Annotated in this window: 20 protein-coding genes; 12 read left to right on the top strand and 8 right to left on the bottom strand. The window is 60.5% G+C overall.

Annotated elements, in window-relative coordinates; translation table 11 throughout:
- Positions 1-137 precede the first annotated feature (137 nt).
- From AB4N41_RS18745 to AB4N41_RS18715, 7 genes are all read left to right on the top strand, one after another.
- Complete coding sequence (locus tag AB4N41_RS18745; protein ID WP_252885745.1) at positions 138-1,592, top strand: flavin-containing monooxygenase; 1,455 nt, start codon at positions 138-140, stop codon at positions 1,590-1,592.
- A 21-nt stretch (positions 1,593-1,613) separates the two neighbouring features.
- Positions 1,614-2,540, top strand: a complete 927-nt coding sequence (locus tag AB4N41_RS18740) for an alpha/beta fold hydrolase (protein ID WP_423662810.1) — start codon at positions 1,614-1,616, stop codon at positions 2,538-2,540.
- Positions 2,541-2,632: 92 nt separating this feature from the next.
- Complete coding sequence (gene glcD, locus AB4N41_RS18735) at positions 2,633-4,132, top strand: glycolate oxidase subunit GlcD (protein ID WP_252877849.1); 1,500 nt, start codon at positions 2,633-2,635, stop codon at positions 4,130-4,132.
- Positions 4,132-5,181 carry a glycolate oxidase subunit GlcE gene (glcE, locus tag AB4N41_RS18730; RefSeq protein ID WP_252877848.1) on the top strand — a complete coding sequence of 350 codons (1,050 nt, stop codon included), beginning with the start codon at positions 4,132-4,134 and terminating at the stop codon, positions 5,179-5,181. The genes glcD and glcE overlap by 1 nt, the downstream gene beginning before the upstream one ends.
- 2 nt (positions 5,182-5,183) lie before the next feature.
- Positions 5,184-6,404, top strand: coding sequence for a glycolate oxidase subunit GlcF (glcF, locus tag AB4N41_RS18725; protein WP_460137876.1), 1,221 nt, complete (start codon positions 5,184-5,186; stop codon positions 6,402-6,404).
- Positions 6,405-6,492: 88 nt separating this feature from the next.
- Positions 6,493-7,881 (top strand): 2-oxoadipate dioxygenase/decarboxylase HglS, encoded by a 1,389-nt coding sequence (gene hglS / locus AB4N41_RS18720; RefSeq protein ID WP_252878167.1) that lies wholly within the window; start codon positions 6,493-6,495, stop codon positions 7,879-7,881.
- Between the two features lie 307 nt (positions 7,882-8,188).
- Positions 8,189-9,016 carry a glycosyltransferase family 2 protein gene (locus AB4N41_RS18715; RefSeq protein ID WP_056784574.1) on the top strand — a complete coding sequence of 276 codons (828 nt, stop codon included), beginning with the start codon at positions 8,189-8,191 and terminating at the stop codon, positions 9,014-9,016.
- 323 nt (positions 9,017-9,339) lie between these two features.
- Here the strand turns inward: AB4N41_RS18715 and AB4N41_RS18710 are convergent, their stop codons facing one another.
- From AB4N41_RS18710 to AB4N41_RS18685, 6 genes are all read right to left on the bottom strand, one after another.
- Entirely contained in the window at positions 9,340-9,924 is a 585-nt protein-coding gene (locus tag AB4N41_RS18710; RefSeq protein ID WP_056784570.1) for a hypothetical protein, read from the bottom strand.
- 86 nt (positions 9,925-10,010) lie between these two features.
- Positions 10,011-10,211 (bottom strand): hypothetical protein, encoded by a 201-nt coding sequence (locus AB4N41_RS18705; protein WP_252877846.1) that lies wholly within the window; start codon positions 10,209-10,211, stop codon positions 10,011-10,013.
- An 11-nt stretch (positions 10,212-10,222) separates the two neighbouring features.
- A complete protein-coding gene (locus AB4N41_RS18700; protein WP_252877845.1) occupies positions 10,223-10,465 on the bottom strand; it encodes a hypothetical protein in 243 nt (80 codons plus the stop codon).
- Between the two features lie 686 nt (positions 10,466-11,151).
- Positions 11,152-12,219 (bottom strand): lipocalin-like domain-containing protein, encoded by a 1,068-nt coding sequence (locus AB4N41_RS18695; RefSeq protein WP_252877844.1) that lies wholly within the window; start codon positions 12,217-12,219, stop codon positions 11,152-11,154.
- Positions 12,209-14,677 carry an ABC transporter permease gene (locus AB4N41_RS18690; protein ID WP_460137875.1) on the bottom strand — a complete coding sequence of 823 codons (2,469 nt, stop codon included), beginning with the start codon at positions 14,675-14,677 and terminating at the stop codon, positions 12,209-12,211. The genes AB4N41_RS18695 and AB4N41_RS18690 overlap by 11 nt, the downstream gene beginning before the upstream one ends.
- Positions 14,677-15,330, bottom strand: a complete 654-nt coding sequence (locus AB4N41_RS18685; RefSeq protein ID WP_016774109.1) for an ABC transporter ATP-binding protein — start codon at positions 15,328-15,330, stop codon at positions 14,677-14,679. Before AB4N41_RS18685 ends, AB4N41_RS18690 begins: the two co-directional genes overlap by 1 nt.
- 138 nt (positions 15,331-15,468) lie before the next feature.
- On the opposite strand from AB4N41_RS18685, the gene AB4N41_RS18680 reads away from it, so the two are divergent.
- Positions 15,469-17,442, top strand: coding sequence for an alkyl/aryl-sulfatase (locus tag AB4N41_RS18680; protein ID WP_252877843.1), 1,974 nt, complete (start codon positions 15,469-15,471; stop codon positions 17,440-17,442).
- 207 nt (positions 17,443-17,649) lie between these two features.
- Here AB4N41_RS18680 and AB4N41_RS18675 read toward each other — a convergent pair whose 3' ends face one another.
- Complete coding sequence (locus tag AB4N41_RS18675; RefSeq protein WP_252877842.1) at positions 17,650-18,501, bottom strand: helix-turn-helix domain-containing protein; 852 nt, start codon at positions 18,499-18,501, stop codon at positions 17,650-17,652.
- Between the two features lie 96 nt (positions 18,502-18,597).
- On the opposite strand from AB4N41_RS18675, the gene AB4N41_RS18670 reads away from it, so the two are divergent.
- The gene (locus AB4N41_RS18670) at positions 18,598-19,542 is read left to right on the top strand and encodes a LysR family transcriptional regulator (RefSeq protein WP_252877841.1); all 945 of its coding nucleotides are present in this window, start codon (positions 18,598-18,600) and stop codon (positions 19,540-19,542) included.
- On the top strand, positions 19,539-20,558 hold the full coding sequence (locus tag AB4N41_RS18665; RefSeq protein ID WP_252877840.1) for an AraC family transcriptional regulator: 1,020 nt from the start codon (positions 19,539-19,541) through the stop codon (positions 20,556-20,558). The genes AB4N41_RS18670 and AB4N41_RS18665 overlap by 4 nt, the downstream gene beginning before the upstream one ends.
- Before the next feature lie 140 nt (positions 20,559-20,698).
- Here AB4N41_RS18665 and AB4N41_RS18660 read toward each other — a convergent pair whose 3' ends face one another.
- Positions 20,699-22,396, bottom strand: coding sequence for a sulfatase-like hydrolase/transferase (locus tag AB4N41_RS18660; protein WP_252877839.1), 1,698 nt, complete (start codon positions 22,394-22,396; stop codon positions 20,699-20,701).
- A gap of 389 nt (positions 22,397-22,785) precedes the next feature.
- On the opposite strand from AB4N41_RS18660, the gene AB4N41_RS18655 reads away from it, so the two are divergent.
- Positions 22,786-24,138: a UDP-glucose dehydrogenase family protein gene (locus AB4N41_RS18655; RefSeq protein WP_056784540.1), complete on the top strand. Its 1,353-nt coding sequence runs from the start codon at positions 22,786-22,788 to the stop codon at positions 24,136-24,138.
- Positions 24,135-25,169, top strand: coding sequence for an NAD-dependent epimerase (locus AB4N41_RS18650; protein ID WP_041478601.1), 1,035 nt, complete (start codon positions 24,135-24,137; stop codon positions 25,167-25,169). Before AB4N41_RS18655 ends, AB4N41_RS18650 begins: the two co-directional genes overlap by 4 nt.
- The last annotated feature ends 14 nt before the right edge of the window (positions 25,170-25,183 follow it).

The raw sequence follows: 25,183 nt of genomic DNA, 5'->3' as shown, positions 1-25,183 counted from the left end.
GAGTCTATCAGGGCGCCGCTAAATAGCCATCACCGGCCAGCGGCCTGAATAGAGCGCTATCAGCGCCGCACGCGCGGCCCAGAGTTGGCTATAAATGAAAGAGGGGAAATGGAAAAACAACTATAAAAAGGGGGCACATGCATACCTACGCTGTGTTGATCATCGGCAGCGGTTTCGGCGGCCAGTGCGCGGCGGTCAACCTGCTCAAGGCCGGAATCGACGACTTTCGCATTCTCGAGCGACGCGATTTTTTCGGCGGCACCTGGTGCCAGAACACCTACCCCGGCGCAGCGGTGGACGTGCCGTCGCCGCTGTATTCGCTGTCATTCGCGCCCTACCGCTGGTCGCAGATGTTCGCCGAACAGGCGGAACTGCGTCGCTACACCGAACAGCTGATCGAGCAGTTCGGTTTGCGCGACCGCGTGGAGCTGGGGGCCGATGTCGAGCGGGTCGAATGGGACGAAGCGGAAAAGCGTTGGTTGGTGCACACCCGCGCCAGAGGTACTTTCCGAACCCAATTCCTGATCAATGCTTCCGGGCCGTTGAGTCAGCCGGTCATCCCCAACTTTCCTGGGATGGATCGCTTTCAAGGCAAGACTTTTCACACAAACAATTGGGATCACAGCTACGACTATCGCGGTAAACGCGTGGCGATCGTCGGCAGTGGTGCCAGCGCCGCGCAGGTGATCCCGGCGATTGCGCCACAAGTCGAACACCTGCATGTATTCCAGCGCACGCCGCATTGGGTGCTGCCGCGTGCCGATCGCAAATTCGGCCGTTTCCAACGCTGGCTGCTCGGTCTGAAGCCGGCGTACAAGCTGCTGCGCTGGCTGATCTACTGGCAATTCGAAACCCGGGTGATCGCCTTCAAATACTCGAGACCGGCGATTCATCTGGTCCAACAACATGCGCTGCGTTTTCTCAAGCGCCAGGTTCCGGACCCGCTGCTGCGGCAAAAACTCACTCCGGACTTCACCATCGGCTGCAAACGCGTTTTGGTGTCCAGCACGTACTACCCGGCGCTGAGCCGCGCCAACGTCACGTTGCACAGTCGCGAGCACGGCATCGCTTCGATCGACGAAAGCGGGATCAACACCGTGGACGGTGAGCATCTCGATGTTGATCTGATCGTCTGGTCGACCGGTTACGACGCCACCGACGGGGTGATTTCTTACCCGGTCAGCGGCAAAAACGCGGTGCAACTCAGAGATGTCTGGGCCGAATACCCGCGCGCGTACCTCGGCACCAGCCTGCCGGATTTCCCCAACCTGTTTATCGTCACCGGGCCGAACACCGGCATTGGCCACACCTCGGCGCTGTTCATCATCGAATCGCAGATGAATTACATCCTCGACTGCATCCGCACCGTACGGGCCAAAGGCCTGCGCAGCATCGAAGTGCGCCGTGACGCAGAACGTACCTACACTGCAATGATCCACCGGGAAATGCAGCGCACGGTGTGGAAGTCCGGTGGTTGCCACAGTTGGTACCAGAGCAAGAGCGGTCATGTGATCGCGATGTTTCCCGGCTTCAGTTTCAGCTATCACCTGCTGACCCGGGCGCTGAAACCGGCCGACCATATTTTGTCCTGAACACGTAAAAGGAAGACGTCGATGCTTTTGCTGTTTGTCGCACTCGCGGTTTTCGTGGCCTGGAGCTGGTTGAGTTACCCGGCGGTCGGCCATTGGCTGTACGACCTGGCCATGGCCAGCGAGGCCAGGTTGTACAAATTGCACAAGATCGAAGTGCCGATCGCCGAGATGACCGTGTCGACCTGGCAAGGCGGGCCGTACGAGGCGTCCAGCGCGATCCTGATGCTGCACGGCTTCAGCGCCGATAAAAACCTCTGGCTGCGCTGCGCCCGGCACTTCGTCCGTCAGTATCGGGTGATCATTCCGGATCTGGCCGGCCACGGTGAGACTGGCTTCAAGGCTGGCGGCGGTTACGACATTGCGGTTCAGGCCAAACGCATGATTCAGCTGCTCGATGTCTGCGGCGTAGAGAAAGTCCACGTCATTGGCAACTCCATGGGCGGCTACATTGCCGCGTGGCTGGCAGCGACCTATCCGGAGCGAATCGCCTCGCTGGCATTGATTGACCCGGCCGGCGTCACCGCTCCGGAGCCAAGCGACATGGAGCGCCATCTGGCGCGCGGGCACAACCCGTTCCTGATCAACTCCCGCGAAGAATTTCAGCGCTTCTACGCGATGACCATGGAGTCGCCGCCGTGGGTGCCGAAGCTGGTGCTGGACGCCGTCGCCCAGCGCTACGAGCAACAACGTGACGAGCTCGAAGAAATCTTCCGCGACTTCCGCGCCAGCCCGCCGATGGAGCCGAAACTGGCCGAGATCAAATGCCCGGCGCTGTTGCTGTGGGGGCGCAAGGATCGCCTGATCGACGTCAGCAGCGTGCCGGTGTGGAGCAAAGGCATCGCCAATCTCGAAGTGGATGTGTGGGATCACGTCGGGCACATGCCGATGGTCGAACAGCCGGGAAATACCGCGCGGCGGTACGGGGAGTTTCTGGAACGACAGCGATGAAGATGGATACTCGCAATGCCCCAGGTTGCGCACCTGATCGTTCCCATGCTCTGCGTGGGAACGATCAGCGGAGACAGAAGGTTGGAGTTCCCATGAACATCCTTTACGACGAACGCCTCGACGGTCCGTTGCCCGAGGTGAACAAGGGCGAATTGCTCAAGGCTCTGCAACAAGCCCTGCCGGACCTGGACATCCTCTGGCGCGAAGATGAACTCAAACCCTACGAATGCGACGGTCTCTCCGCCTACCGCACCACGCCGATGCTGGTCGCCCTGCCCCGGCGCCTGGAGCAAGTGCAAACCCTGCTGAAACTCTGCCATCAGTACAACGTGCCCGTGGTCGCGCGGGGTGCCGGCACTGGGTTGTCCGGCGGCGCCCTGCCACTGGAAAAGGGCCTGCTGCTGGTGATGGCGCGATTCAACAACATTCTGCACATCGACCCCGCTGCACGTATCGCGCGGGTTCAGCCGGGGGTGCGCAATCTTGCTATCTCCCAGGCGGCGGCCCCATTTGGCTTGTATTACGCACCGGATCCGTCGTCGCAGATCGCCTGTTCGATCGGCGGCAACGTCGCGGAAAACGCTGGTGGCGTGCATTGCCTCAAGTACGGCCTGACCGTGCACAACGTGTTGAAAATCGAAGTACTGACCATCGAGGGCGAACGTCTGACGCTGGGCTCCGAGGCGCTCGATTCAGCCGGTTTTGACCTGCTCGCCTTGTTCACCGGCTCCGAAGGCCTGCTGGGGATCATCACCGAAGTCACGGTGAAACTGCTGCCCAAACCGCAAGTCGCCAAGGTCCTGCTCGGCAGTTTCGATTCAGTGGAAAAGGCCGGCCGCGCGGTTGCCGAAATCATCGCTGCCGGGATCATTCCGGGTGGTCTGGAAATGATGGACAACCTGGCCATTCGCGCCGCCGAAGACTTTATCCACGCCGGTTACCCGGTCGACGCCGAGGCGATTCTGTTGTGCGAACTCGACGGCGTCGAAGCCGACGTGCACGACGATTGCCAGCGCGTACGGGAAGTCATGACAGCGGCCGGCGCCACTGAAGTGCGCCAGGCCCAGGACGAGGCCGAGCGTGTGCGTTTCTGGGCCGGGCGCAAAAACGCGTTTCCGGCGATCGGCCGGTTGTCGCCGGATTATTACTGCATGGACGGCACCATCCCGCGCCGCGAATTGCCCGCTGTGCTGCAAGGTATCGCTAGCCTCGGCGAGGAATATGGCTTGCGCGTGGCCAACGTGTTCCATGCCGGCGACGGCAACATGCATCCGCTGATTCTGTTCGACGCCAACCAGCCAGGGGAGCTGCATCGGGCCGAGGCGTTGGGCGGCAAGATCCTCGAACTGTGCGTCAAGGTAGGCGGCAGCATCACCGGCGAGCACGGCGTCGGCCGCGAAAAAATCAATCAGATGTGCGCGCAGTTCAACAGCGACGAGTTACTGCTGTTTCATGCGGTGAAAGCCGCGTTCGATCCGCAGGGCCTGCTCAATCCCGGCAAGAACATTCCGACCCTGCATCGCTGCGCCGAATTCGGCGCGATGCACATTCACGCCGGGCAACTGCCCTTCCCCGAGCTGGAGCGATTCTGATGGCTGATTTCGATGCCGCCAACGCCCTGCTCGATCAGGTCAACGCCGCGCGGGCCAATGCCACGCCGCTGAAGATTCAGGGCGGCAACAGCAAGGCGTTTCTCGGTCGCGAGGTGGCCGGCGAAGTGCTCGACACCCGTGCTCATCGCGGCATCGTTCAGTACGATCCGACCGAGTTGGTGGTCACCGCACGTGCCGGCACGCCGTTGTCCGAGCTGCTTGCGGCGCTGGATGAGGCCGGGCAAATGTTGCCCTGTGAACCGCCGTCCTTCGCCGACAGCGCCACGGTCGGCGGTATGGTCGCCACGGGACTGTCCGGGCCACGCCGGCCGTGGTCCGGCTCGGTACGCGACTTCGTTCTCGGCACGCGGGTAATCACCGGCCTCGGTCAACATCTGCGCTTCGGCGGCGAAGTGATGAAAAACGTCGCCGGTTATGACCTGTCGCGACTAATGGCCGGCAGTTTCGGTTGCCTCGGCGTGCTCACCGAAGTGTCGCTGAAAGTCCTGCCGAAACCGCGCCAGTGCTTGAGCATTCGCCTTGATATCGACTGCGCTCGGGCCTTGAGCAAACTTGCCGAATGGGGCCAGCAACCGCTGCCGATCAGCGCGGCATGTCACGATGGCCAGAGTCTGTATCTGCGTCTGGAAGGCGGCGAAGGTTCGGTAACGGCGGCGCATCAACGGCTCGGTGGTGAGCCGTTGGACTCGGTTTTCTGGCGCGACCTCAACGAACAGCGCCTGAGTTTTTTCGACGAAGGTTTGCCGCTGTGGCGCCTGTCATTGCCGAACAATCTCGGCCCTCTCGAGTTGCCCGGCGAGCAACTGATCGACTGGGCCGGCGCGCAACGCTGGGTGAAATCCGAAAGCTCTGAGATTCACGCACTCGCCCATTCCTTGGGCGGCCATGCAACGTGCTTTACCCACGGTGCCACCGACTCGCCGTTTCAACCCTTGGCGCCAACCCTGTTGCGCTACCACCGGCAACTCAAGGCACAACTCGACCCGCAAGGGCTGTTCAACCCCGGGCGCATGTACGCGGAGGTCTAGCCATGCAAACCACCCTCAGCGAGCAATCGCGAAAATTGCCCCGGGCTGGCGAAGCGGAAAAGATCCTGCGCACCTGCGTGCATTGCGGCTTCTGCAACGCGACGTGCCCGACCTATCAATTGCTCGGCGATGAACTCGATGGGCCGCGCGGGCGCATTTATCTGATCAAGCAAGTGCTGGAAGGCGCACCGGCCACCGAGCAGACGCAACTGCATCTGGATCGCTGCCTGTCGTGCCGCAACTGCGAAACCACCTGCCCGTCCGGCGTCGATTATCACAACCTGCTCGACATTGGCCGCGCGGTAGTCGACAGCGCGGTGACGCGCCCTGCCGCTCAGCGCTTGCTGCGCGAAGGCTTGCGCGCGCTGGCGCCGAATCCGGGGCTGTTCAAAGGCTTGCTGCGCATGGGCGCGACCTTTCGACCACTGCTGCCGCGCCTGCTGGAAAGCAAATTGCCGCAGCACTTGGGTGTTATGGGGTCGCGCCCCGCTCCTCGGCATCCGCGCCGGGTGTTGTTGCTCGAAGGCTGCGTGCAACCGGGTCTGTCGCCGAACACCAATGACGCGACCGCGCGGGTGCTCGATCGTCTGGGCATCAGCGTCACTCCGGTGAGCGAGGCGGGTTGCTGCGGCGCGCTCGACTATCACCTCGACGCCCAGGCCAAAGGTCTCGACCGCGCTCGACAGAACATCGACGCCTGGTGGCCGCACTTGCAGAATGGCGCCGAAGCCATCGTGCAAACGGCCAGCGGTTGTGGCGCGTTCATCAAGGATTACGGGCATTTGCTTGCGGACGATCCGATCTACGCGTTGAAAGCCCGGCAGATCAGCGAAATGACTCGGGACCTGGTGCAAGTCATCGCGCAGGAACCGCTGGAACAGGTCTGCGCCGCCAGCGAACGGCGCATCGCCGTGCATTGCCCGTGCACTTTGCAGCACGCACTGAAACTCGGCGGCGCCGTGGAAACAGTGCTGACCCGACTCGGCTTCAACCTCACGCCGGTACCGGATGGCCATTTGTGCTGCGGCTCGGCGGGCACTTACTCGCTGACCCAACCGGTGCTGGCGCGGCAACTGCGTGACCATCGACTCAACGCCCTGGAAAGCGGCCAACCGGAGTTGGTCGTCACTTCCAATGTGGGCTGTCAGAGCCATCTGGCGAGCGCCGGGCGCACGCCGGTCAGACACTGGATCGAGCTGGTGGATCAGTCGTTGGCAGAATGAAGTTCGTAGGATTCTTCGTTTGCCCGCGTGGGCGAAGGCTGCGATCTTTTCCGGCATCCATTTCGTCACCGTGGCAGGTATTTTTTTCATGACCGTGCAGCCGTTCGTCAGCCCCGACCTGATCCGCCAACGCTTCTCCCGAGCGATGTCCGACATGTACCGCGAAGAGGTGCCGCTGTACGGTGCGCTGATGGAACTGGTGGAAAAAACCAACCGCGAAGTGCTGGCACGTCAGCCTGACATCGCCGGACAGCTCAAGCGCACCGGCGAAATCGAACGCCTGGACATGGAACGCCACGGCGCCATTCGCGTCGGCACCGCAAGCGAACTGGCTACCCTCGCCCGCCTGTTCGCGGTGATGGGCATGCAACCAGTGGGTTATTACGACCTGACCCCGGCCGGTGTGCCGGTGCATTCAACGGCGTTTCGCGCGGTGCATGAAGAAGCGCTGCAGGTCAGCCCGTTTCGCGTGTTCACCTCGTTGCTGCGCCTGGAGCTGATTGAAGACGCCGAATTGCGTTCGTTTGCCGAGTCGGTACTGGCCCGTCGTTCGATTTTTACTGAAGAGGCGTTGCGCCTGATTGAACAGGCGGAAACGGCAGGCGGACTGAATGACGACGAAGCCGCAGAATTCGTCCGACAGGCACTGGAGACTTTTCGCTGGCACCACAGCGCCACCGTCAGCGCCGCGCAGTACCAGAAACTCAGCGCCCAGCACCGCTTGATCGCCGATGTCGTTGCGTTCAAAGGCCCGCACATCAACCACTTGACCCCACGCACGCTGGACATCGACACCGTTCAGGAGCAGATGCCTGCCCATGGCATCACACCCAAAGCGGTGATCGAAGGTCCACCACGCCGCAATTGCCCGATCCTGCTGCGCCAGACCAGCTTCAAAGCGCTGGACGAGCCGATCGCCTTCACCGATCAGCCCGAAACCCGTGGCAGCCACAGCGCGCGCTTCGGCGAAATCGAACAACGCGGCGCAGCTCTGACACCCAAGGGTCGCGCGCTGTATGACCGCTTGTTGAATGCCGCTCGCGATGAACTGGGCGACTTCCCCAATGAAGCCAATGCCGCACGCTACGACGCGCTGATGACGCAGCACTTTGCCGAATTTCCTGACAGCATCGAGGGCATGCGCGAACAGGGGCTGGCGTACTTTCGTTATTTCGCTACGGAAAAGGGCATCGCGGCGCACGGACTTGGCGAATCGTCACTGGAGGATTTATTGCGCGAAGGCTACGTGAAAGCGGAGCCGCTGGTGTACGAAGATTTCCTGCCGGTGAGCGCGGCGGGGATTTTTCAGTCGAACCTGGGGGATGCCGCACAGGCGCATTACGCCGAACACTCCAATCGACATGCTTTCGAACAGGCGCTGGGGCGTTCGACCATTGATGAGTTGGGGTTGTATGCCGAGACGCAACGGCGGTCGATTGAGGAATGTGCCGAAGTGCTGCGGATCAAACTGACCTGAATTTGCGCCGTTCTATTGTAGGAGTGAGCCTGCTCGCGATAGCGGTGTAACAGTCGCCGATGATGTGAGTGGAAAGACGCCTTCGCGAGCAGGCTCGCTCCCACAGGTTTTGCGGATGGACCGCCGTTCAGGACAAGCGACAAAACCAAATGGTCGCTGCATCTATTGGAAAACAATGTCGGATCTGAATTATCCCGCTTGTTTTCACAAACCAATCAGATCGGCAAATTAAGCTTCACCTAAGCTTCCCTCGCTAGCATCCCGGCTCATCAACCTGTCGTCTTGAGCCGTGATGAGTCCCTCCGACATGAAAGCCTTCGATCTGCCTACCCAGCCGCATCCCGACTTCAGTCTTGTTCTGGTCAATTACAAAACCCCGGACATCACCCGCATGTGTCTGGAACTGTTGCGCGAGCATGTTCAGGCGCAGGGCATTCCAGTGTGGGTGGTGGATAACGATTCGGCGGATGCCAGCCTCGATTATTTGCGTTCGCTGGACTGGATCAATCTGATCGAGCGGCCGTCGCCCGGTAAGGAAATGGGGCATATTGCCCATGGCAAGGCGCTGGATCTGGCCTTGGCGAAAGTTGAGACCGATTATTTGTTTCTGCTGCACACCGATACCTTTGTCTACGACATGGAAGTGTTCGCGATGATGATGCGCGAATGCACGAAAAGTGCGGACATGGCGGCGGTCGGTTGTGTTGAGCAACTTGATCGTGGGTTACTGCGTGATACCTGGCGGTTAACTTCGCGGTTCTGCAAACATCATGTTCGTCGGCTAAAAGTTCATTTCGGCCTGCGTTCGAAACCACCACGCCCGTATAAAGAAACGCATCTGAAAAGTTTCTGTACGCTGTGGAATGCGCGTTTGATGAAGTCGCTCGGGCTGCACTTCTGCATGGATGAGGAGGTGCCTGGTTACACGCTTCAGGATCGAATGGTCGGGTTGGGCTATGGCGTCAGGTTTCTCTCGCCGCGGAAGATCTTCCGCTACCTTGATCACATCCAGGCCGGCACCGTCGCGGCGGCAGGCACATATGGCAAGGATCATCGCCGTACAAAAATGTACCAGCAGACACTCAAGCGCTTGCAGGGGCAGCATGGCAAAACCGGTATGCAGGCTTCGACTTGATCGAAAACAATAAAAAAGGGCGACTGCAAAGTCGCCCTTTTTGTTTGCAGATTCTGTATACAACTTTCGCCAGTAGTGGAGTTCGCCCAGTGTTACGGCCTGGCAATCCTTGCACCGGTAAAGAGCCCTGACACTGGGCGAACGCCGAGGATTTTAATTCAAACAAGTGGACCTGTCGTCATGGGCAAACATGAAATTTTTGCACTGAAAAGTTAAAAACTGTGTTTTACCGATTTATCCCGGGAATTGTCTTACAAAAACCTTTATATGATTGCTCTCATACATAAAGTTGTACAAGAGCAATAAACTTGTAGAGTTAATACTCAACTATCGTGCTGACTGGTCACTTTCAGGATATCGGTATAAGTGACAATAACGCTCTGCCCTACTTTCAGATCTTTCAACTTGGCCTGAATCTCCGGCTTCTTCACATCGAGCGTCTTCGATTGTCCGGACGGATCTTGGAGGGTGACCTGATTGGTCTTCAAATCGATTTTGCTGATTTTCAGCTGCACCTGAACCTGACGATAGGCCTCGCCGCCCGGGTTATCGCTGCCCGGGGCCTTGCGCAGTTCGCCGGTACGTTCGGTGGTGCCTGGCAGACCTTTATCCACGTCTGTATCGAGATAAGCGGCGACAGATCGCTGCACCTCGATCTTCACCAGGTCCCCTACTTTGAGATTGGCAAGATTTTTCGCTTTGTCGCTGAGCTGAACGTGGACCTGACGTCCCTCGGGGCCTTCCAGCACGACCTGGTGATGGGCCGGGTCGACGGCGAGCACTTTGGTGGTAACGGAATCGGCCTCAACGACGGCGGATAACGGAATGTCGGCAGCTAAAGCGCCGAAACTGGCAGCAGAAAGCAGCGTTGCGAGAGTGATGGCCTTGGCCAGAGCGTCGAGCTTCATATGCATTACTTTCCCTGTGATGAAATGGCGACACCCGCCACCGAAAACACTTCAGCGGCGGGCGTGCCAGTGAGCATAGACGCTGTTCAGGGCTTGACTTGGGTTTGTGGCCCACGGGTATGTGGCTTGGCGGTCTCTTGCGCAGTGGATTCGCCACTCGGCGTGTCCTTGCCGCTGTCCTGCCGCTGCTTGGGATCGGTCGGGCGCAGGGCATCATTGTCGCGCTCGGTTTCACCGGCCGGGCGTGGTTCGTCGGGGTTGTCGTTCTGGTTGCTGGTGGTATTCATGGCAGGAGTCCTCAGGCTTCGGGATCTTCAAGTTCGCGGGCGACGTTGACCTCGGGTGACTGCTTGTGCAGATCGTCGGCTTTGGCGCGCATCAACTGCCATTGCTCAAGATCGATTGCGCCTTGGCCGAGCAGGTCATCGGCGATGCGTTGCAGATGGAGGTAGTGAGCGTCAGGGGAGTTCTGCCAGTAGGCTTGATCGTCGAACAGGCGCTGCCAGGTGTCGAGGTCTGGGAGTTGCACGTCGTCGCTCATGGGTGAGTCCGAAAATGGCGGGTTTCTGGGTAGAGCGTATTGGCGAAGGGAGAGTTCCGAGCGGTTTGATTAGTGGTGACCTTGCTGACGCCATCGCTGGCAAGCCAGCTCCCACAGGGATTGGGGTTAAGCTGTAATTCATCGGTGTTTTTGAGATAGCTATCGCGAGCAGGCTCACTCCTACAAGAGCAAGAGCAAGAGCAAGAGCAAGAGCAAGAGCAAGAGCAAGAGCAAGAGCAAGAGCAAAAGATCGCAGCCTTCGGCAGCTCCTACAGTCCCACGTTCACCTATAGGCCGAGTGTCAGCTCGCCTGCTCTTGATCTTGATCTTGATCCACCGGCGACGTCGGAAGGCTGAGTGGAGGGATTGATCCGGGCGTGGGAGCGCAGCGACCGTCTGGCGAAGCCAGACACAGCGGAAGGAGGTGCAGCGAAGCAAACCGTAGCCGCTGCGCCCGGATCGATCCCGCAGCGAAGGAACCCGAGCCTGCGAGGGCCGAACGTAGGAGCTAGCGTTTTTTGCTTACTTTTTTTGGCGCTTGTAAAAAAGTAAGTCGCCGTAAGGGCGAAACCCTAAGCAGCCGTTACCGCAGCAACGGATATGTACCCGGTCAAGCAGAACAAATCATCGCTCGACAAAAAGCCTTCGCGAGCAAGCTCGCTCCCACAGGGAAACTGCACCTACCGTTAATATCCGGTCATTTCCAGATAGCCTTGGCCAGGATGGCTGCCATCAATCTTCACCGGCCCTTCCCAGTACGGGATACGCAAATTCATCCACGCATTGCGATTGAGCGCATCAACGCTGATATCGAGTTGCTTGTCGGGAATGCGGATCGACCATTTCACCGGCATCGGTCGATCCGCCACCTTGGCCGTGTCCTGCGGTACAAGGCTGATCTGCTCGCTGTGCAACGTCTGAATCTGCCCATCGGCGGCGATCCAGGTGCCGGTCAGATAAGGCGCGCCGTCCTTCTGCCGCATGCGGTAAAGCATCACATGTTCGCCACTGTCCAGATGCAGGGAAAACCAGTCCCAGCCAGTCTGATTGGCGGTGAGTGGCTGACTGCTCCACTCGCGATCGAGCCATGCCGGACCGCTGACGTTATAGGTCTGGCCGTCGATCTGCAGCGTGCCGCTGGCCTGGAAAAATGGCTGGCTGTAGTAATACGACGCCTGGCCTTCTTCGGATTTCTGGCTGAAACCGTTGTCGCCTTGCAGCACCAGCGGGCGGCTGGAGGTGAGGCGCAGTTGATAAGCGAAATTCTTGTCACGAGCACTGAGTTGCATATCGCGCAACGGATCCTGCGCCTGACTGGCAAACATCCAGTCATCGATCCACGCCTCGAACGGCGCCAGGCGCACGCCGGCCTGGCCTACTCCGCCCCGGGCGTAGCGCTCGGCGGCGTGGTGCACCGAGCGCGAAGTGACTGCCGCATGGCCCAGCCAGATCGTTTGGTTGCCCCAACCGGCCTGCTCGGCGACTGGTTTCAGGGCGCTACGGAACAGCGTCCATTGCACGCCGAAATCATTGCCCTGTTGATCCTTGAGGTTGGCGGTGACGTACCACCACTCGATGCGAAAACCATCATGCGCGCCGTGATCGGCGGGGAAGCTGAAAACCCGACCGGGCACCACCGGGGTGAACGATTGCGCCTGATCGCCCATGCCGGCAAAACCCTTCTCCTCGGGTGCAGGCTGATCGCAGCCACCGAGCAGCAGCGCAATCATCAGCACGAGCCATTTAGTCCTCATGGGCAAACGTCCTCAGCAAGTCCGCCGGTTGTGTGCGGTACAGCGAATACATCGGCCATGCCGAAGCCAACAGAGTCGCCAGCAAGGCCAGGCCCATCAGTTGCAACAACTGCAACGGAAACACCCGCAACGGCAAGCGCCAACCGAACGCCTGCACATTGATCACCGCATCCAGGCACCATGCCAAAGCAATGCCCAACGGCAGCGCCAACAGCAACGTCAATACGGCGAGCAGCCAGGTCTGGCCGAGGTTGAGCAGCATCAATTGTTTGCGCGTCACGCCCAGCGCCCACAGCGGTGCGAGCTGACTGAGGCGACTCTGGCTCTGGGTCAGCAGACTGATGAACAGCGCCACGCCAGCCACGGCCAGGGTCAGGCTGTTCAACGCCGCCGTCGCGGCAAAGGTGCGTTCGAAGACCTGCACCGACCAGCCCTTGAGCCGCGCCTGATCGACGATGCGGTTGTCATCCAGCGCAAAGCGCGCCTGCAAGGCGTTGAGCAGCGCCGGAATCTGCGCTGGATCGATACGCAAATTGAAGCGGTTCGGCGTGAGTTGCGGCCAGCCGCGCAGCAGGTGCTCACTGCTGATCAGCACGTGCCCCTTCGGATTGCCGTAGTCGGCGTAGATGCCGACGATGCGCGGCGACCATGTGCCGTTCGGCGTGGGAATGTTCAGATGCTCGCCCGGCCGCAACTTCAGGCGTCGTGCCAGTTGTTCACTGAGCATCACCGCATCGTCCGTGGCCAGTTTGCCCCACGGATCGCTGCCACTGCTGTCGAGCAACGGCCAATGCCGGCGATAGTAGGAGTGGTCGATGATGCCGTAGACATCGGCCGGCCAGCCTTGAAGCGTCACCGAAACCTGCCAGTTGGGCAGCACAGCGGTCACGTCGGGCTGCTGCTTGAGCCAACTGTGCATCTCGCGGGCCTGCGCCGGGTTGGCCGGGTTGACGTACAACTCGGCGCTCAGGCGTTGTTCGAGCCAGTCGTTGAAGGTCTGGCGAAAACCGGCGGTCATGCTGCCGGCGCCAATGTTGGCGGCGAGCGCCAACAGCAGCGCCATCAGCGCCAGACTCAGGGCTGGCAGTTGCTGGCGGCAGTCGGCGAGAAACCATTGGCCGAGCACCGAACGACTACGCCCGAGCAACGGGTTCAACAACGCACTGAGCAGCACCGGCAAGGCCAGCGCGGCACCGAGCAACAGCCCGGCCATCAGCACGAAACCGCTGCTCAGGCTGTCGCCCCAGATCAGCGCCGCCAGCGCAATCATCAGCAGCGCTGTCGCCAGCCAACCCTGTCGGCGCAACCAGCGCGAATATTGCTGATGCCACGCCTGCGGATCAGCCACCGCCAGCAACGGCAGGCGCGCCGCCCGCAGCAGACTGTTGGCCCCGGCCAGCAAGGCGCCAAGCAGGCTCAGACCGATGCCGCTGAACCACCACCAAGGGCTCAAACGCAACTGCCCCGCCACTTCCGCGCCATACAGACCGCGCAGGCTGGCGGCGACGTCCGGCAGCAGCACGCTGGCCAGCCAATAGCCGCTGATCACACCGAACAATCCACCGATCAGCGCCAGCACACCCAGTTCAACCACCAGACACGCGATCAGCATTCGCGCACTGACGCCACAGGCACGCAACGTGCGCAGCAAGGCTCGGCGCTGTTCCAGAGCGAGGCCGATGGCGGCGTGGACGATGAACAGGCCGACCAGAAATGACAAAAATCCAAGGGCATCAAGATTGAGGTGAAAGCTCTCGGTCAGCCGCGCGAGATTGTTTTCTTCTCCGCTGCTTTTGAGCTGCAAGCGATCGGTGAAACTCGCTGGTAATTCCTGATGAAAATCCTTGGGCAACAGCAGCCGAGACAATTGCTCAGGCTGGTCGAGCAGTCTTTGCGCTACGCCGATATCGACCAGTAACAGGCCCGGCGCCATGTCCTTCTGCGCGAGCAGCGGCGGCAGGGTCTGGCCGTTCACGGTTTGCGGTGTATCGCCTTCGCGCAAGCCGAGCATTTGCATCGTGTCCGGGGAAATCCAGGTGCTGCCCGGCGGGCTGAAAAATTCGACGATGCGCTCGATCGGCATCGCCTGCCCGGCCACTGCCGAATCCGTCGGCAGCGATACCGGCTCGATGCCCATCACCTGAATCCGCTGGCCTTCGTGGCCCTTGAGCGTCAGCCGGCCCTGCAACACCGGTGACACTGGCCAGCCCTGACGGCGCAATTCGATAAACCAGCGCTGTGGAAACAGCGACCCATTTGGCGTGCTGAAGCTGGCTTGCGGTTCGCCGCCGATCATCTGGCTGGCCCGCGCGTAGCTGTCGCGCGCCTGACTGTTCAGCGCCTCGACGCCGGTGAGCAGACTGGTGGCCAGCCACAGCCCGGTCAGCACACTGAAAAACTGCACGGGATGACGCCGCCAGTGGCTGAGCAGCGCGCGCAGGGTTTGCCGCCAGATCATCAGGCGACCCGCCCGTTCGACAACACCACGCGCTGAGCCAGACGCGCCGCAACGCGCTGACTGTGAGTGACCATCAACAAAGTCGTCGGCGTGTCATCGAGCAATTCCAGCAACAGCCGCAGCACTTCATCGCTGGTCGCTTCATCGAGGCTGCCGGTGGGTTCATCCGCCAAGAGCAATTTCGGCTGCGAAGCCAATGCCCGGCCCAATGCGACTCGTTGCTGCTGGCCGCCAGAGAGTTGCTCGGGGTACCGCGAGAGCAGATCGCCAAGACCCAGACGCTGCACCAGATGCGCTTGCCAGCGCGGCTCATGGCGCCCGGCGAGGCGCGCCTGAAAGGCAAGGTTGTCTTCCACGCGCAGGCTGCCGATCAGGTTGAACTGCTGAAACACCAGACCGATTTCCGTGCGCCGCCAGTTCGCCAGTTGCGCTTCGCTCATGGCTTCCAGGCGATGTTCGCCGCTGCGAATACTGCCGCTGTCGACCTTGTCCAGCCCCGCCACCAAATGCAGCAGCGTGCTTTTGCCACTGCCCGATTCGCCCATCAGCGCGAGGCTGCCACCGGCCTCCAGCGTCAGGTCGACGCCTTGCAGCACCGGCAATAATCCCTGTGGCGTGGCATAGCTTTTGAAAACGTCGCGAACCTCAAGCATGGGCAAACCCGATCAGTGAACCTGGGCCTAGGATAGCGGCCCTGAATGGTTTTTGTCCGCTGATGATCATCGCCAACTCCGGGACGCGCCATACGCTGCTGGCTGTTCGGCCATAACGATAAAAAACCGGAGACACCCATGCCCCGTTTCATCCTGAGCCCGCGCGGCCTGCTGACCTGCCTGATCACCGCTTGCCTGAGCCAACCGTTGCTCGCTGCTGACGGTCCGGTTGCGCCGAGCATGCAAACCGCCGCAAGCAACGCTGCCGTCCTGCAAACCCTGCCTTTCAGCGACCGCACCGATTTCGAATCCGTCAGCAAAGGCCTGATCGCACCGTTCAAGGGTCAGATCAAGGACGCTGCCGGCAAAGTCATCTGGAACGTCAACGCCTATGACTTCCTCGTCAAAGACAAGGCGCCGGAATCGGTCAATCCGAGCCTGTGGCGGCTGGCCCAGCTCAATGCCCACGCCGGTCTGTTCGAGGTCAGCCCCAAGCTGTATCAGGTGCGCGGCCTCGACCTCGCCAACATGACCATCATCGAAGGTGACGACGGGCTGATCATCATCGATCCGCTGACCATGGCCGAAACCGCCAGGACAGCGCTGGATCTGTACTACGCCCATCGCCCGCGCAAACCGGTCGTCGCGGTGATCTACAGCCACACCCATGTCGATCATTTCGGCGGCGTGCGCGGGGTGATCGACGAGGCCGATGTCAAGTCCGGCAAGGTCAAGGTCTACGCGCCGGTCGGCTTCATGGAACACGTGATGAGCGAGAACGTCATGGCCGGCAATGCCATGAGCCGCCGCGCGCAGTACCAGTTCGGCAGCCTGTTGCCGCGCAGTGAAAAAGGTCAGGTCGATGCTGGCCTCGGCAAGAGCGCGCCCAGCGGTGGCACGGTCACACTGATCGCGCCTACCGATCTGATTGCCGAGCCGTTGGAAACCCGCACCATCGCTGGCCTGCAAGTCGAATTCCAGCTGACCCCGGGCACCGAAGCGCCAGCGGAAATGAACCTTTATCTACCGCAGCTGAAAGCCTTGTGCATGGCCGAAAACGCCACGCAGATGATGCACAACATCCTCACCCCGCGCGGTGCGCAGGTGCGTGACGCCAAAGCCTGGTCGCAATATCTCGATGACAGCCTGGCGCGCTATGGTGACAAGGCCGACGTGCTGTTCGCCCAACACAACTGGCCGACCTGGGGTGGCGAGCGGATTCGTACTTTGCTCGCCGATCAGCGCGACATGTACGCGTTCATCAACGACCGCACCCTGCACTTGCTCAACCAGGGCCTGACGCCGCTGGAAATTGCCGAAGCAATCAAGAAACTGCCCGGCTCGCTCGATCAGAAGTGGTACACCCGTGGCTATTACGGCTCGCTGAGTTTCAATACGCGCGCGGTGTATCAGCGCTACATGGGTTTCTACGACGGCAACCCGGCCAATCTCAATCCGCTGCCCCCGGTCGATGCGGCTAAACGCTCGGTCGAGGCCATGGGCGGTGCCGCGTCGGTGCTGGAGAAAATGCGCAGTGCGATGGCCAGCGCTGACTACCGATGGGCCGCGCAGTTGGGCAACCAGTTGCTGTTCGCCGATCCGGACAACGCGGATGCCCGCAACGCTCAAGCCGAGACGCTGGAGCAGTTGGGTTATCAAAGCGAGAACGCCACCTGGCGCAACATGTACCTGACCGGTGCGATGGAACTGCGCAACGGCGTACCACCGCAGTCTGCCAATACCGTATCGGTGGACATGGTCCGGGCGATGAGTCCGGAAATGTTCTTCGACTACCTCGCGGTACGCCTGGACAGCGACAAAGCCGTGGCCCATGACCTGACGCTGAACTGGACGTTCGACGATGTGCAAAGGGATTTCACCCTGACCCTGCGCAATGGCGTGCTGACTCATCGCGCCGGCTTGAATCCGGCGGCGGATGCGAGCGTCAGCCTGAGCCGCGATACGCTGGAGAAGATCAGCCTGAAGCAATTGGACTTCCCGACGGCGATGCAAAAAGGGCTGGTGAAGTTGCAGGGCAATGGTCAGAAATTCGGATTATTGATGGGCAGCCTGGATACGTTCGGGCCGCAGTTCAATATCGTCACGCCGTAAGTCAAAAGCCCCTCACCCTAGCCCTCTCCCAAAGGGAGAGGGGACTGACCGTGTTGGATGTACGAGATACGCCGAGGTGGGATACCGAGTAGAACTCAGATTCCGAACGCCATGAAGATCGGCTCCCTTTCCCCCTCGCCCCCTTGGGGGAGAGGGGGGAAATCTTGCTGGCACCCTCAATAACGATCAATCACCTCAATCCTGCTTTCAACAAACCTGCCCCGGATTCAACCGGAACTGCTTCGGCGTAATCCCGAACTGTTTGCGAAACGCGCGGATAAAGTTGCTCGGCTGGCGATAACCCAGCCGCTCAGCGATCCGCTCGATCGGTTGATCACCCGCCGTCAGCCAGTGCCGCGCCATCGTCAGATTGTCCTCACGCGCAGGCGCACAAGTTGCAGCGTGCCAGTGACGCAGCATGCTCTGGTGCAGAAACGGGTTGGCGCCCAGCAAAGCCTGATCGAGCCTGGAGCGCGGCAAGGTCAGGCACAGATGCTCGCCCTGCTCCACCGCGATACCCACTCCACGCAGCCAGCCACCGGCCATTTGCGCGGGGCGCAGGCTGACACTCACAAACAAATCTCCAGGCGCCCCGCCGAGTCGACGGGCAATGTTGCGCACCAGCGTTATCGCCGCCGCATCCAGAGCGAAATGATGGAGCTGCCCCCGCAGCGAACGCAGGCGCAAACGAGCCACGTCGCCTGCCTCGACCAACTCCACCGCAACGTAATTGATCACCCTTGGCAAGCAGTCAATGAAGCACTTCAGACTGGCCCGCAGGGTCGCGGCCGAGTCGAGCAGAATATTCAGTCCTTGCAGGCAATCGGTCGCCATCCCGTCGGACAGTTCGCAGCCAAACGTCGGCGCTACCCCGGCCCATTCACACTCACGCCACAACCGTTCAAGCGCTTGTGCGGCGATCAATTGATGCTGTCCGGCGAGCACAGACGGGCAGATCCCGACGCGCGTCATCAAGCGTTGCGGGCACAGCCCGGACTGGCGAGCATGCGCGAGAATCGTGCGGGTGAACGCGCTGGAGGCGAACAGAGGCTGAGACATGAAGGCGGCCATCGAAGAACAGGCGTGTACTTATGCCAGCGGACGTGCTATCGATCCAATGCATTAAAAGTATTCGCAAAATGCAGGAGACGCATGATGGATCTTCGCCAGCTTCGCCACTTGGTCGCCCTCGCTGATTACCGCAACTTCGGTCGCGCCGCCGAGGCGATCAACCTCAGCCAACCGGCGTTCAGCCGCAGCATCCAGACTCTGGAGCGTGACCTTGACTGCGAGCTGGTCGAGCGCAGCAGCCGTGAGTTTCGCCTGACCGGGCAAGGCCAACTGGTGCTGCAACATGCGCGGCGCCTGCTCGCTGGCAGTCAGGCGCTGCACAACGAATTGACGCAATACAACGGCCTCACCGGCGGCGAACTGCAATTCGGTTGCGGTCCGTATCCGGCGCAAGTGCTGGTGCCGGAAGCGCTGGCCGACTTCATTGATGCGCATCCGGCGATTCGCACGCGGTTTCATCAGGGCGACTGGCAGCAATTGACGCTGTGGTTGCGCGAGCAGCAGATCGAGTTTTTCGTCGCCGATGCGCGGCACTTCGTCAGCGATCCGCAGTATGAGGTACACCTGCTGCGCACGCGGCCGGGACGGTTTTTCTGTCGCGCTGGCCATCCGCTTGCCGCGCAACGAGACCTGCGCTTGCGCGCCCTGCTCGATTACCCGATCGTCGGCACGCGCATTCCTCCGATGATCCGCAAGGTGCTCGCCGATATCCTCGGTGAGCAGGACTTCACCCCGAGCGTCGAGTGCGCACAATTTGACGCGATCCAGCGCGTAGTGCTGCGTTCAGACGCGGTGGGGCTTGCCACGCTTGAGGCCTTGCGTGAACAACTTGATCGAGGCCTGATCGAGCTGCTCGACTTTGTCGACGTCCCCCATGACGAGCCTGCGCTGCAACTGGGTTACGGCATCGTCAGCCGCGCCGGTTTTACCCTGACGCCAGCAGCGCGGGCGATGATCGAGGCGATCCTCAGCGTCGATCAGCGTTTGCTGGCGGCTAACGGAGCGACGGGAGACGCGCGCGCAACATGAGCAAAACCCATCCGCAATCCGTCAACGCTTTTTACGCGCCGACCCTGCTGCCGGCCATTGAAGAATTGCTCGCGCGCGGCGTTACCCAAGACGCCATCGAAGCGCAGCTGCGCCGCAGCCTGTTCGATCTGCGCACGCCGTTCACGCGCATGCCGCTGCTGATGTCGCGGCGCTTCTGGGCGTTTGCCGTGGAACAGAGCGGGGATCCACTGATCGGTCTGGCGGCGGGTGAACGTTTCGTTTCGACGGCCACCAACGGGCTGACCTATCTGTTCGATGTCGCCGTGTCGCTGGAACGTGCCTGTGCGTTTTTCGCCGAGTACTTTGCGTTTTTCAACGGACATTTCCGTGTGCAAATCCTGCGTGAAGATGACGGCGTAACACTGCGTCTGGTCGAAGCCGGCAGTCTGGGTGCTCCGGCGGCGCTGACCGATTACATCCTTGTCAGCCTGTGCAGCCTGGTACGACGCAAATTGCTCGCCAGCGGCGTGAATCGTGATCCGGTGCTAGGTGTGGCACTGGCATCGGCAAGCCGCGAGCAGCATCAATCGGCATTGCGCGCCCCGGTGAGCGCAGAGCAATCATGCGCGGCGATTTATCTGGATCCTCAGCTGTTCGTGATGCCGTTGACACCGGGCAATCCGGCATTGGAAACAACGCTTGTCGATCTGCTGGAACAGACCCGACGCCTCAGTGAATCGACCTTGCTCGGACAGCTCAGCGATTATCTGATCGAAGATCTGGCTTCAGCGGATTGGCAGCAGTTCTGTGCTACACAGCATGTGCTTGAGCGCACGGCGGCAAGGCGCTTGAAGGCGTTGGGCTGGACTTTCAGCGAACTGCTTGATGAGCATCGCCGCTATCGTGCCGAGGACCTGTTGCAATCCGGGGCGCTGGAGCTGGTCGACGTGGCGGATCGCTTGGGTTACAGCGATGTGCAGGGATTCAACCGGGCTTTCGCGCGTTGGCTGGGGTGCGCGCCTGGGGAGTATCGCGCGCGGTGGCTGAAGCTTTGAATTGGCTGGTGTCAGTGCTGGCCCCATCGCTGGCAAGCCAGCTCCCACAGAGGCCAGTGCTGACACAGGATTTGTGAACAACCTCGAACCCTGTGGGAGCTGGCTTGCCAGCGAAGAGGCCCGCCCGAGCAACCCAAAACTCACTGCCCCGCAGCCACACTCGCCGGTGCCCGCTCAGGGGTGACGATGCTGCCCAGATCGATATGCTTCCACTCAGGCTTGGCCCCCAAGCGCGCATTGAAGCGGTAGTTGAAAGTGAACTCATCCGCCGTCGGCACGCTCAGCGGTTTGCCATATACCGCTTCGATTGCGCCCAAGTCGTAGCCCATCACCTGCAACAGTGTCGGGAAGATGTTGTAGTGGCTGGAGCGGTCCTTGTTTGCCGGCAGATTCGCCGCCCAGTCCGGCGTCTGCAATCCACTACCCTGAATCACCACCAGCGGCACCAGCCCCTCCTCTTCCACCGGGTCGCCGCCGCAATGGGTATTCAAGCCCGGGTTGCCACGCTCATGCAGATCCTGGCCATGATCGGAGGTGTAGATCAGCAGCGCATTGTCCAGATTGGCCTGGGCAAACACCCGGGCGAAGAACTCGCCGACGTTCCACAACAGCGTGTTCTTGTAGGCGTTGCGATACAGCACCCAGTCATCCGGCTGGCCGTTGAAACCGGTGCGTTCGCCAGTGTCGGCGACTTCAGTGAACTGCCCGCGCGGCAGCGTTGGCCGGTAGGCCATGAACGCGTCCGGGTATTTGTCATGCACCGGAAAATGCGCGCCGACCTTGTTGATCACGATCAGCTCGGGGCGATCGTCATTGAGCAATTCGATCAGCTTCGCCGCTGCCGCCATATCGCGGTCGCGCACGCTGGTCTGGTCGAATTGCACGAAACTGTCGATGTCGTTTTTCTCGGCAGCGGTCATCAGGTTCTGCAGGTTGCCGGCCGTGCGTTGGGCGTCGATGTACACCGTGCCGAGCCCGGCCTTCTTCGCGTACTGCCAGATCGACGGCAACGTGCTGTTGATGCGCCTGTAATCGGCGCGGGTGCCGCCGTAGCGCAAGGTGACGTTGGTGTCGGCGCTGCAGTTGGCAATGGACGCGGCATAACCGAAGTTGAAGACATCGACCCCGGCCGGCGCTTGCTTGAGGTTGCTGTGCACGCCGAACGGCGCGTTGATGTCGAGGTAATTGCCGGAAATGCTTTCGTCGATGATCAGCACGATGTCGTGGCCGACGGCGGGCGTGGCGCGCGCAAGCGTCACCGATTCACGCGGGCCGACGGTGTCATGCAACGCTTCGTAGGCAAACAGGTTGAGGTAGGCCAGCGGCGTGTACATGATCGGCAGACCACGTGCGCCCTCACCCGCACGTAAAAACAGCAAAGCGCTGAGCATCAACACGCCGATGACCGGAGCCGCTACCCGCAACGTATTGGGTATGAACAGCGCATGACGCGGCTTGAGTCCGATGCCGAATAACAGCAGCAAGCCACTGAGCAGCGCGCGCAGGATCGCGTCGCGATACTGATAGGCCGCTTCCTGAATGAAGCCGCCGGAGTACACCAGCGAGACAAAATCGCTGTACCTCAGGTAATCCGCCGTGACCCGGGTATAGACATCGAAAAAAACCGCCGCAACAAACAGCGTTAATGCGAACGCATGTCGAACAAGAGCCTGACGTATATAGGCAGTTAGATATAACGCGAAAGTAAGCGCCAAAAACATCGCGCCAAAAACAAGTACATTAAAGCCCCACCCGATAGCATTTAACCGGTCCAGATAGTAGTCGGAAAAGAGCAATAAGTAGGCAACTAAAAGCAGTTCCTTGGCGTATTTGAACATGGCGATACCGGCCGTCCGAAATGGGAGGTTGTCAAAGCTTTGTCGGTCAAAACCTGACACTAGCACCCGGCCATCAAAGCGCAAGAAATGACTGATAGCCGGGTAAAGCGTCAAAAAAACGGTGACTCAAATCTGACACACCCGGGGGGATGAAAGCCTTTAATTTCGGGGACTTAGACCGTCTGTCGGTTAAATTGAATCTGAACAAATCTGCAAAGAAAGAACAAATTCAATCGCAGCAATGACTTGATGGCCAATCGCCAAAAACGCCTCAAGTGTTATACCCGTGCAACATGTCATTTTGCTGACACGCTTTTCAAACCCTGCGCTATACCCCTTTAACAATCTCATTCCGTAGTTAACTTTTCTGGTTTTATTGAGGTGCGCAGATGGACGTGAGCGTATTTGGCACTGGCTATGTCGGACTTATACAAGCCGCTGCACTTGCCGATGTCGGTCATCGGGTTTTATGCATTGATATTGATCCCAACAAGATCAAACAACTGCAACAAGCGGTACCGCCCATCAGTGAACCAGGCCTGTCCGCAACACTTGAAGAAAACATCAAGGCCGGGCGCTTGTTGTTCAGCACCCAGGCCAGTGATGCGGTGACTCACGCCGAGCTGATTTTCATCGCCGTCGGCACCCCGGCGGACGAAGACGGCTCAGCCGACCTCAGCCATGTACTCAACGTCGCCCGGCAGATCGCCGGCCTGATGGAGGCCGATCGCACGCTGATCATTAAATCCACAGTGCCGGTCGGGACTGCCGATCAGGTTCTGGCCACGGCCACCAGCGAATTGCTGCAGCGCGGCAAAACCGAGCTGCAGGTGCGTGTGGTTTCCAACCCGGAATTTCTCAAGGAAGGCAGTGCCCTCGCCGACTGCATGCGCCCGGACCGGATCATCATCGGCACCCGCGACGACGCTGCCCGCGAGCAGATGAGCGAGCTGTACGCGCCGTTCTGCCGCAACCACGAAAAACTGATGTTCATGGACAACCGCAGCGCCGAGCTGACCAAATACGCGGCCAACGCGATGCTCGCCACCCGCATCAGTTTCATGAACGAACTGGCCAATCTCACCGAGCTGCTCGGCGCCGACATCGAAGCGGTGCGCAAAGGCATCGGCTCCGACCCGCGCATCGGCTATCACTTCATCTATCCGGGCTGCGGCTTCGGTGGCTCGTGCTTTCCCAAGGATCTGCGGGCCTTGCTGCACACCGCCGAACACAACGGCATGCCGTTGAAACTGCTGCGCAGCGTCACCGACGTCAATGACAGCCAACGGCACATCCTGTTCAGCAAACTGCGCGCGCAGTTTCCGCAAGGCCTGGCCGGCAAATCCATCGCGGTCTGGGGCCTGGCGTTCAAACCGAACACCGACGACATGCGCGAAGCCCCCAGCCGTTACCTGATGGACGCGTTGTGGGCCGAAGGCGCCAGCGTGCAGGCCTACGATCCGGAAGCCATGTCCGAGTGCCGACGCATCTACGGCTATCGCAACGACCTGCACTTGTGCGCGACCCGCGACGACACCCTTGAAGACGCCGACGCGCTGGTGATCTGCACCGAGTGGAAAAACTTCCGCGTGGTCGATTTCGAACTGCTCGCCGAGAAGCTGCGTTCGAAGGTAATCATCGATGGGCGCAATCTCTACAACCCGGAACAAGTAGCCGCCGCCGGCCTGCATTACAGCGGCATCGGCCTGCGCCACATCGCCCCCGAAGGGCTGCGGCCATGAAAATTCTGGTGACCGGTGCCGCCGGTTTCATTGGTGCCCATTGCGTCCTGCGCTTGCTGCGCGACGGGCATTCGGTGGTCGGCCTGGACAATTTCAATCACTACTACGACCCGCAGCTCAAGCACGACCGCGTGCAGTGGGTGCGCGAGCAGGTCGGCGATTTTCCGCTGGCGACGGTGGATCTGGCCCACGCTTCAGCGATCGACGCGTTGTTTGCCCGCGAGCAGCCACAAGTGGTGATCCATCTGGCCGCGCAGGCCGGGGTGCGTTATTCGCTGGACAATCCACGGGCGTATCTGGACAGCAACCTCAACGGTTTCCTGAACATTCTCGAGAGCTGCCGCCACCACCCGGTCGAGCACCTGATCTACGCCTCGTCGAGTTCGGTGTACGGCGCCAATCAACACACGCCTTACTCGGTCAAGGATGGCGTCAACCATCCGCTGTCGCTGTACGCCGCGACCAAAAAAGCCAATGAACTGATGGCGCACAGCTACAGCCATCTGTTCGGCATTCCCTGCACCGGCCTGCGCTTTTTCACCGTGTACGGGCCTTGGGGACGGCCGGACATGTCGCCGATCCAGTTCGCCCGGGCGATCAGCGAAGGCGAGCCGCTGAAGCTGTTCAATTACGGCGAGCACCAGCGCGATTTCACCTACATCGACGACATCATCGAAAGCATCGCACGCCTCATCGATCAGCCACCGCAAGCCAATCCGCAGTGGGATCGCGAGCAGCCCGACCCGGCCAGCAGCATGGCGCCGTGGCGTCTGTTCAACATTGGCGGGCAGCAGCCGGTTGCACTGAAAACCTACCTCGCGCTGATGGAAAAACATCTCGATCGGCAAGCCATTGTCGAGCTGCTGCCGCTGCAACCGGGCGACGTGCTCAACACCTGCGCCGAGGCCAGCGATCTGGCCCAGGCCACCGGATTCCAGCCCCGGATAGAACTGGATGAAGGACTGGGCCGCTTCATCGCCTGGTTCCGCGACTACTACCCCACTGCCCGTGCGCCGCTTGCGGCTGATTGAATGCGGAGGACGCC

It is taken from the genome of Pseudomonas sp. S2_A10, assembly GCF_054668465.1.
Note: the sequence above shows the minus strand (reverse complement) of the source record. Positions and strands in the feature narration are given on the sequence as shown.

Bases quoted from the DNA above. Each gene is read 5' to 3' on its own strand.
- AB4N41_RS18745 (WP_252885745.1), top strand. From the start codon at position 138: ATGCATACCTACGCTGTGTTGATCATCGGCAGCGGTTTCGGCGGCCAG.
- AB4N41_RS18740 (WP_423662810.1), top strand. From the start codon at position 1,614: ATGCTTTTGCTGTTTGTCGCACTCGCGGTTTTCGTGGCCTGGAGCTGG.
- glcD (WP_252877849.1), top strand. From the start codon at position 2,633: ATGAACATCCTTTACGACGAACGCCTCGACGGTCCGTTGCCCGAGGTG.
- glcE (WP_252877848.1), top strand. From the start codon at position 4,132: ATGGCTGATTTCGATGCCGCCAACGCCCTGCTCGATCAGGTCAACGCC.
- glcF (WP_460137876.1), top strand. From the start codon at position 5,184: ATGCAAACCACCCTCAGCGAGCAATCGCGAAAATTGCCCCGGGCTGGC.
- hglS (WP_252878167.1), top strand. From the start codon at position 6,493: ATGACCGTGCAGCCGTTCGTCAGCCCCGACCTGATCCGCCAACGCTTC.
- AB4N41_RS18715 (WP_056784574.1), top strand. From the start codon at position 8,189: ATGAAAGCCTTCGATCTGCCTACCCAGCCGCATCCCGACTTCAGTCTT.
- AB4N41_RS18710 (WP_056784570.1), bottom strand. From the start codon at position 9,924: ATGAAGCTCGACGCTCTGGCCAAGGCCATCACTCTCGCAACGCTGCTT.
- AB4N41_RS18705 (WP_252877846.1), bottom strand. From the start codon at position 10,211: ATGAATACCACCAGCAACCAGAACGACAACCCCGACGAACCACGCCCG.
- AB4N41_RS18700 (WP_252877845.1), bottom strand. From the start codon at position 10,465: ATGAGCGACGACGTGCAACTCCCAGACCTCGACACCTGGCAGCGCCTG.
- AB4N41_RS18695 (WP_252877844.1), bottom strand. From the start codon at position 12,219: ATGAGGACTAAATGGCTCGTGCTGATGATTGCGCTGCTGCTCGGTGGC.
- AB4N41_RS18690 (WP_460137875.1), bottom strand. From the start codon at position 14,677: ATGATCTGGCGGCAAACCCTGCGCGCGCTGCTCAGCCACTGGCGGCGT.
- AB4N41_RS18685 (WP_016774109.1), bottom strand. From the start codon at position 15,330: ATGCTTGAGGTTCGCGACGTTTTCAAAAGCTATGCCACGCCACAGGGA.
- AB4N41_RS18680 (WP_252877843.1), top strand. From the start codon at position 15,469: ATGCCCCGTTTCATCCTGAGCCCGCGCGGCCTGCTGACCTGCCTGATC.
- AB4N41_RS18675 (WP_252877842.1), bottom strand. From the start codon at position 18,501: ATGTCTCAGCCTCTGTTCGCCTCCAGCGCGTTCACCCGCACGATTCTC.
- AB4N41_RS18670 (WP_252877841.1), top strand. From the start codon at position 18,598: ATGGATCTTCGCCAGCTTCGCCACTTGGTCGCCCTCGCTGATTACCGC.
- AB4N41_RS18665 (WP_252877840.1), top strand. From the start codon at position 19,539: ATGAGCAAAACCCATCCGCAATCCGTCAACGCTTTTTACGCGCCGACC.
- AB4N41_RS18660 (WP_252877839.1), bottom strand. From the start codon at position 22,396: ATGTTCAAATACGCCAAGGAACTGCTTTTAGTTGCCTACTTATTGCTC.
- AB4N41_RS18655 (WP_056784540.1), top strand. From the start codon at position 22,786: ATGGACGTGAGCGTATTTGGCACTGGCTATGTCGGACTTATACAAGCC.
- AB4N41_RS18650 (WP_041478601.1), top strand. From the start codon at position 24,135: ATGAAAATTCTGGTGACCGGTGCCGCCGGTTTCATTGGTGCCCATTGC.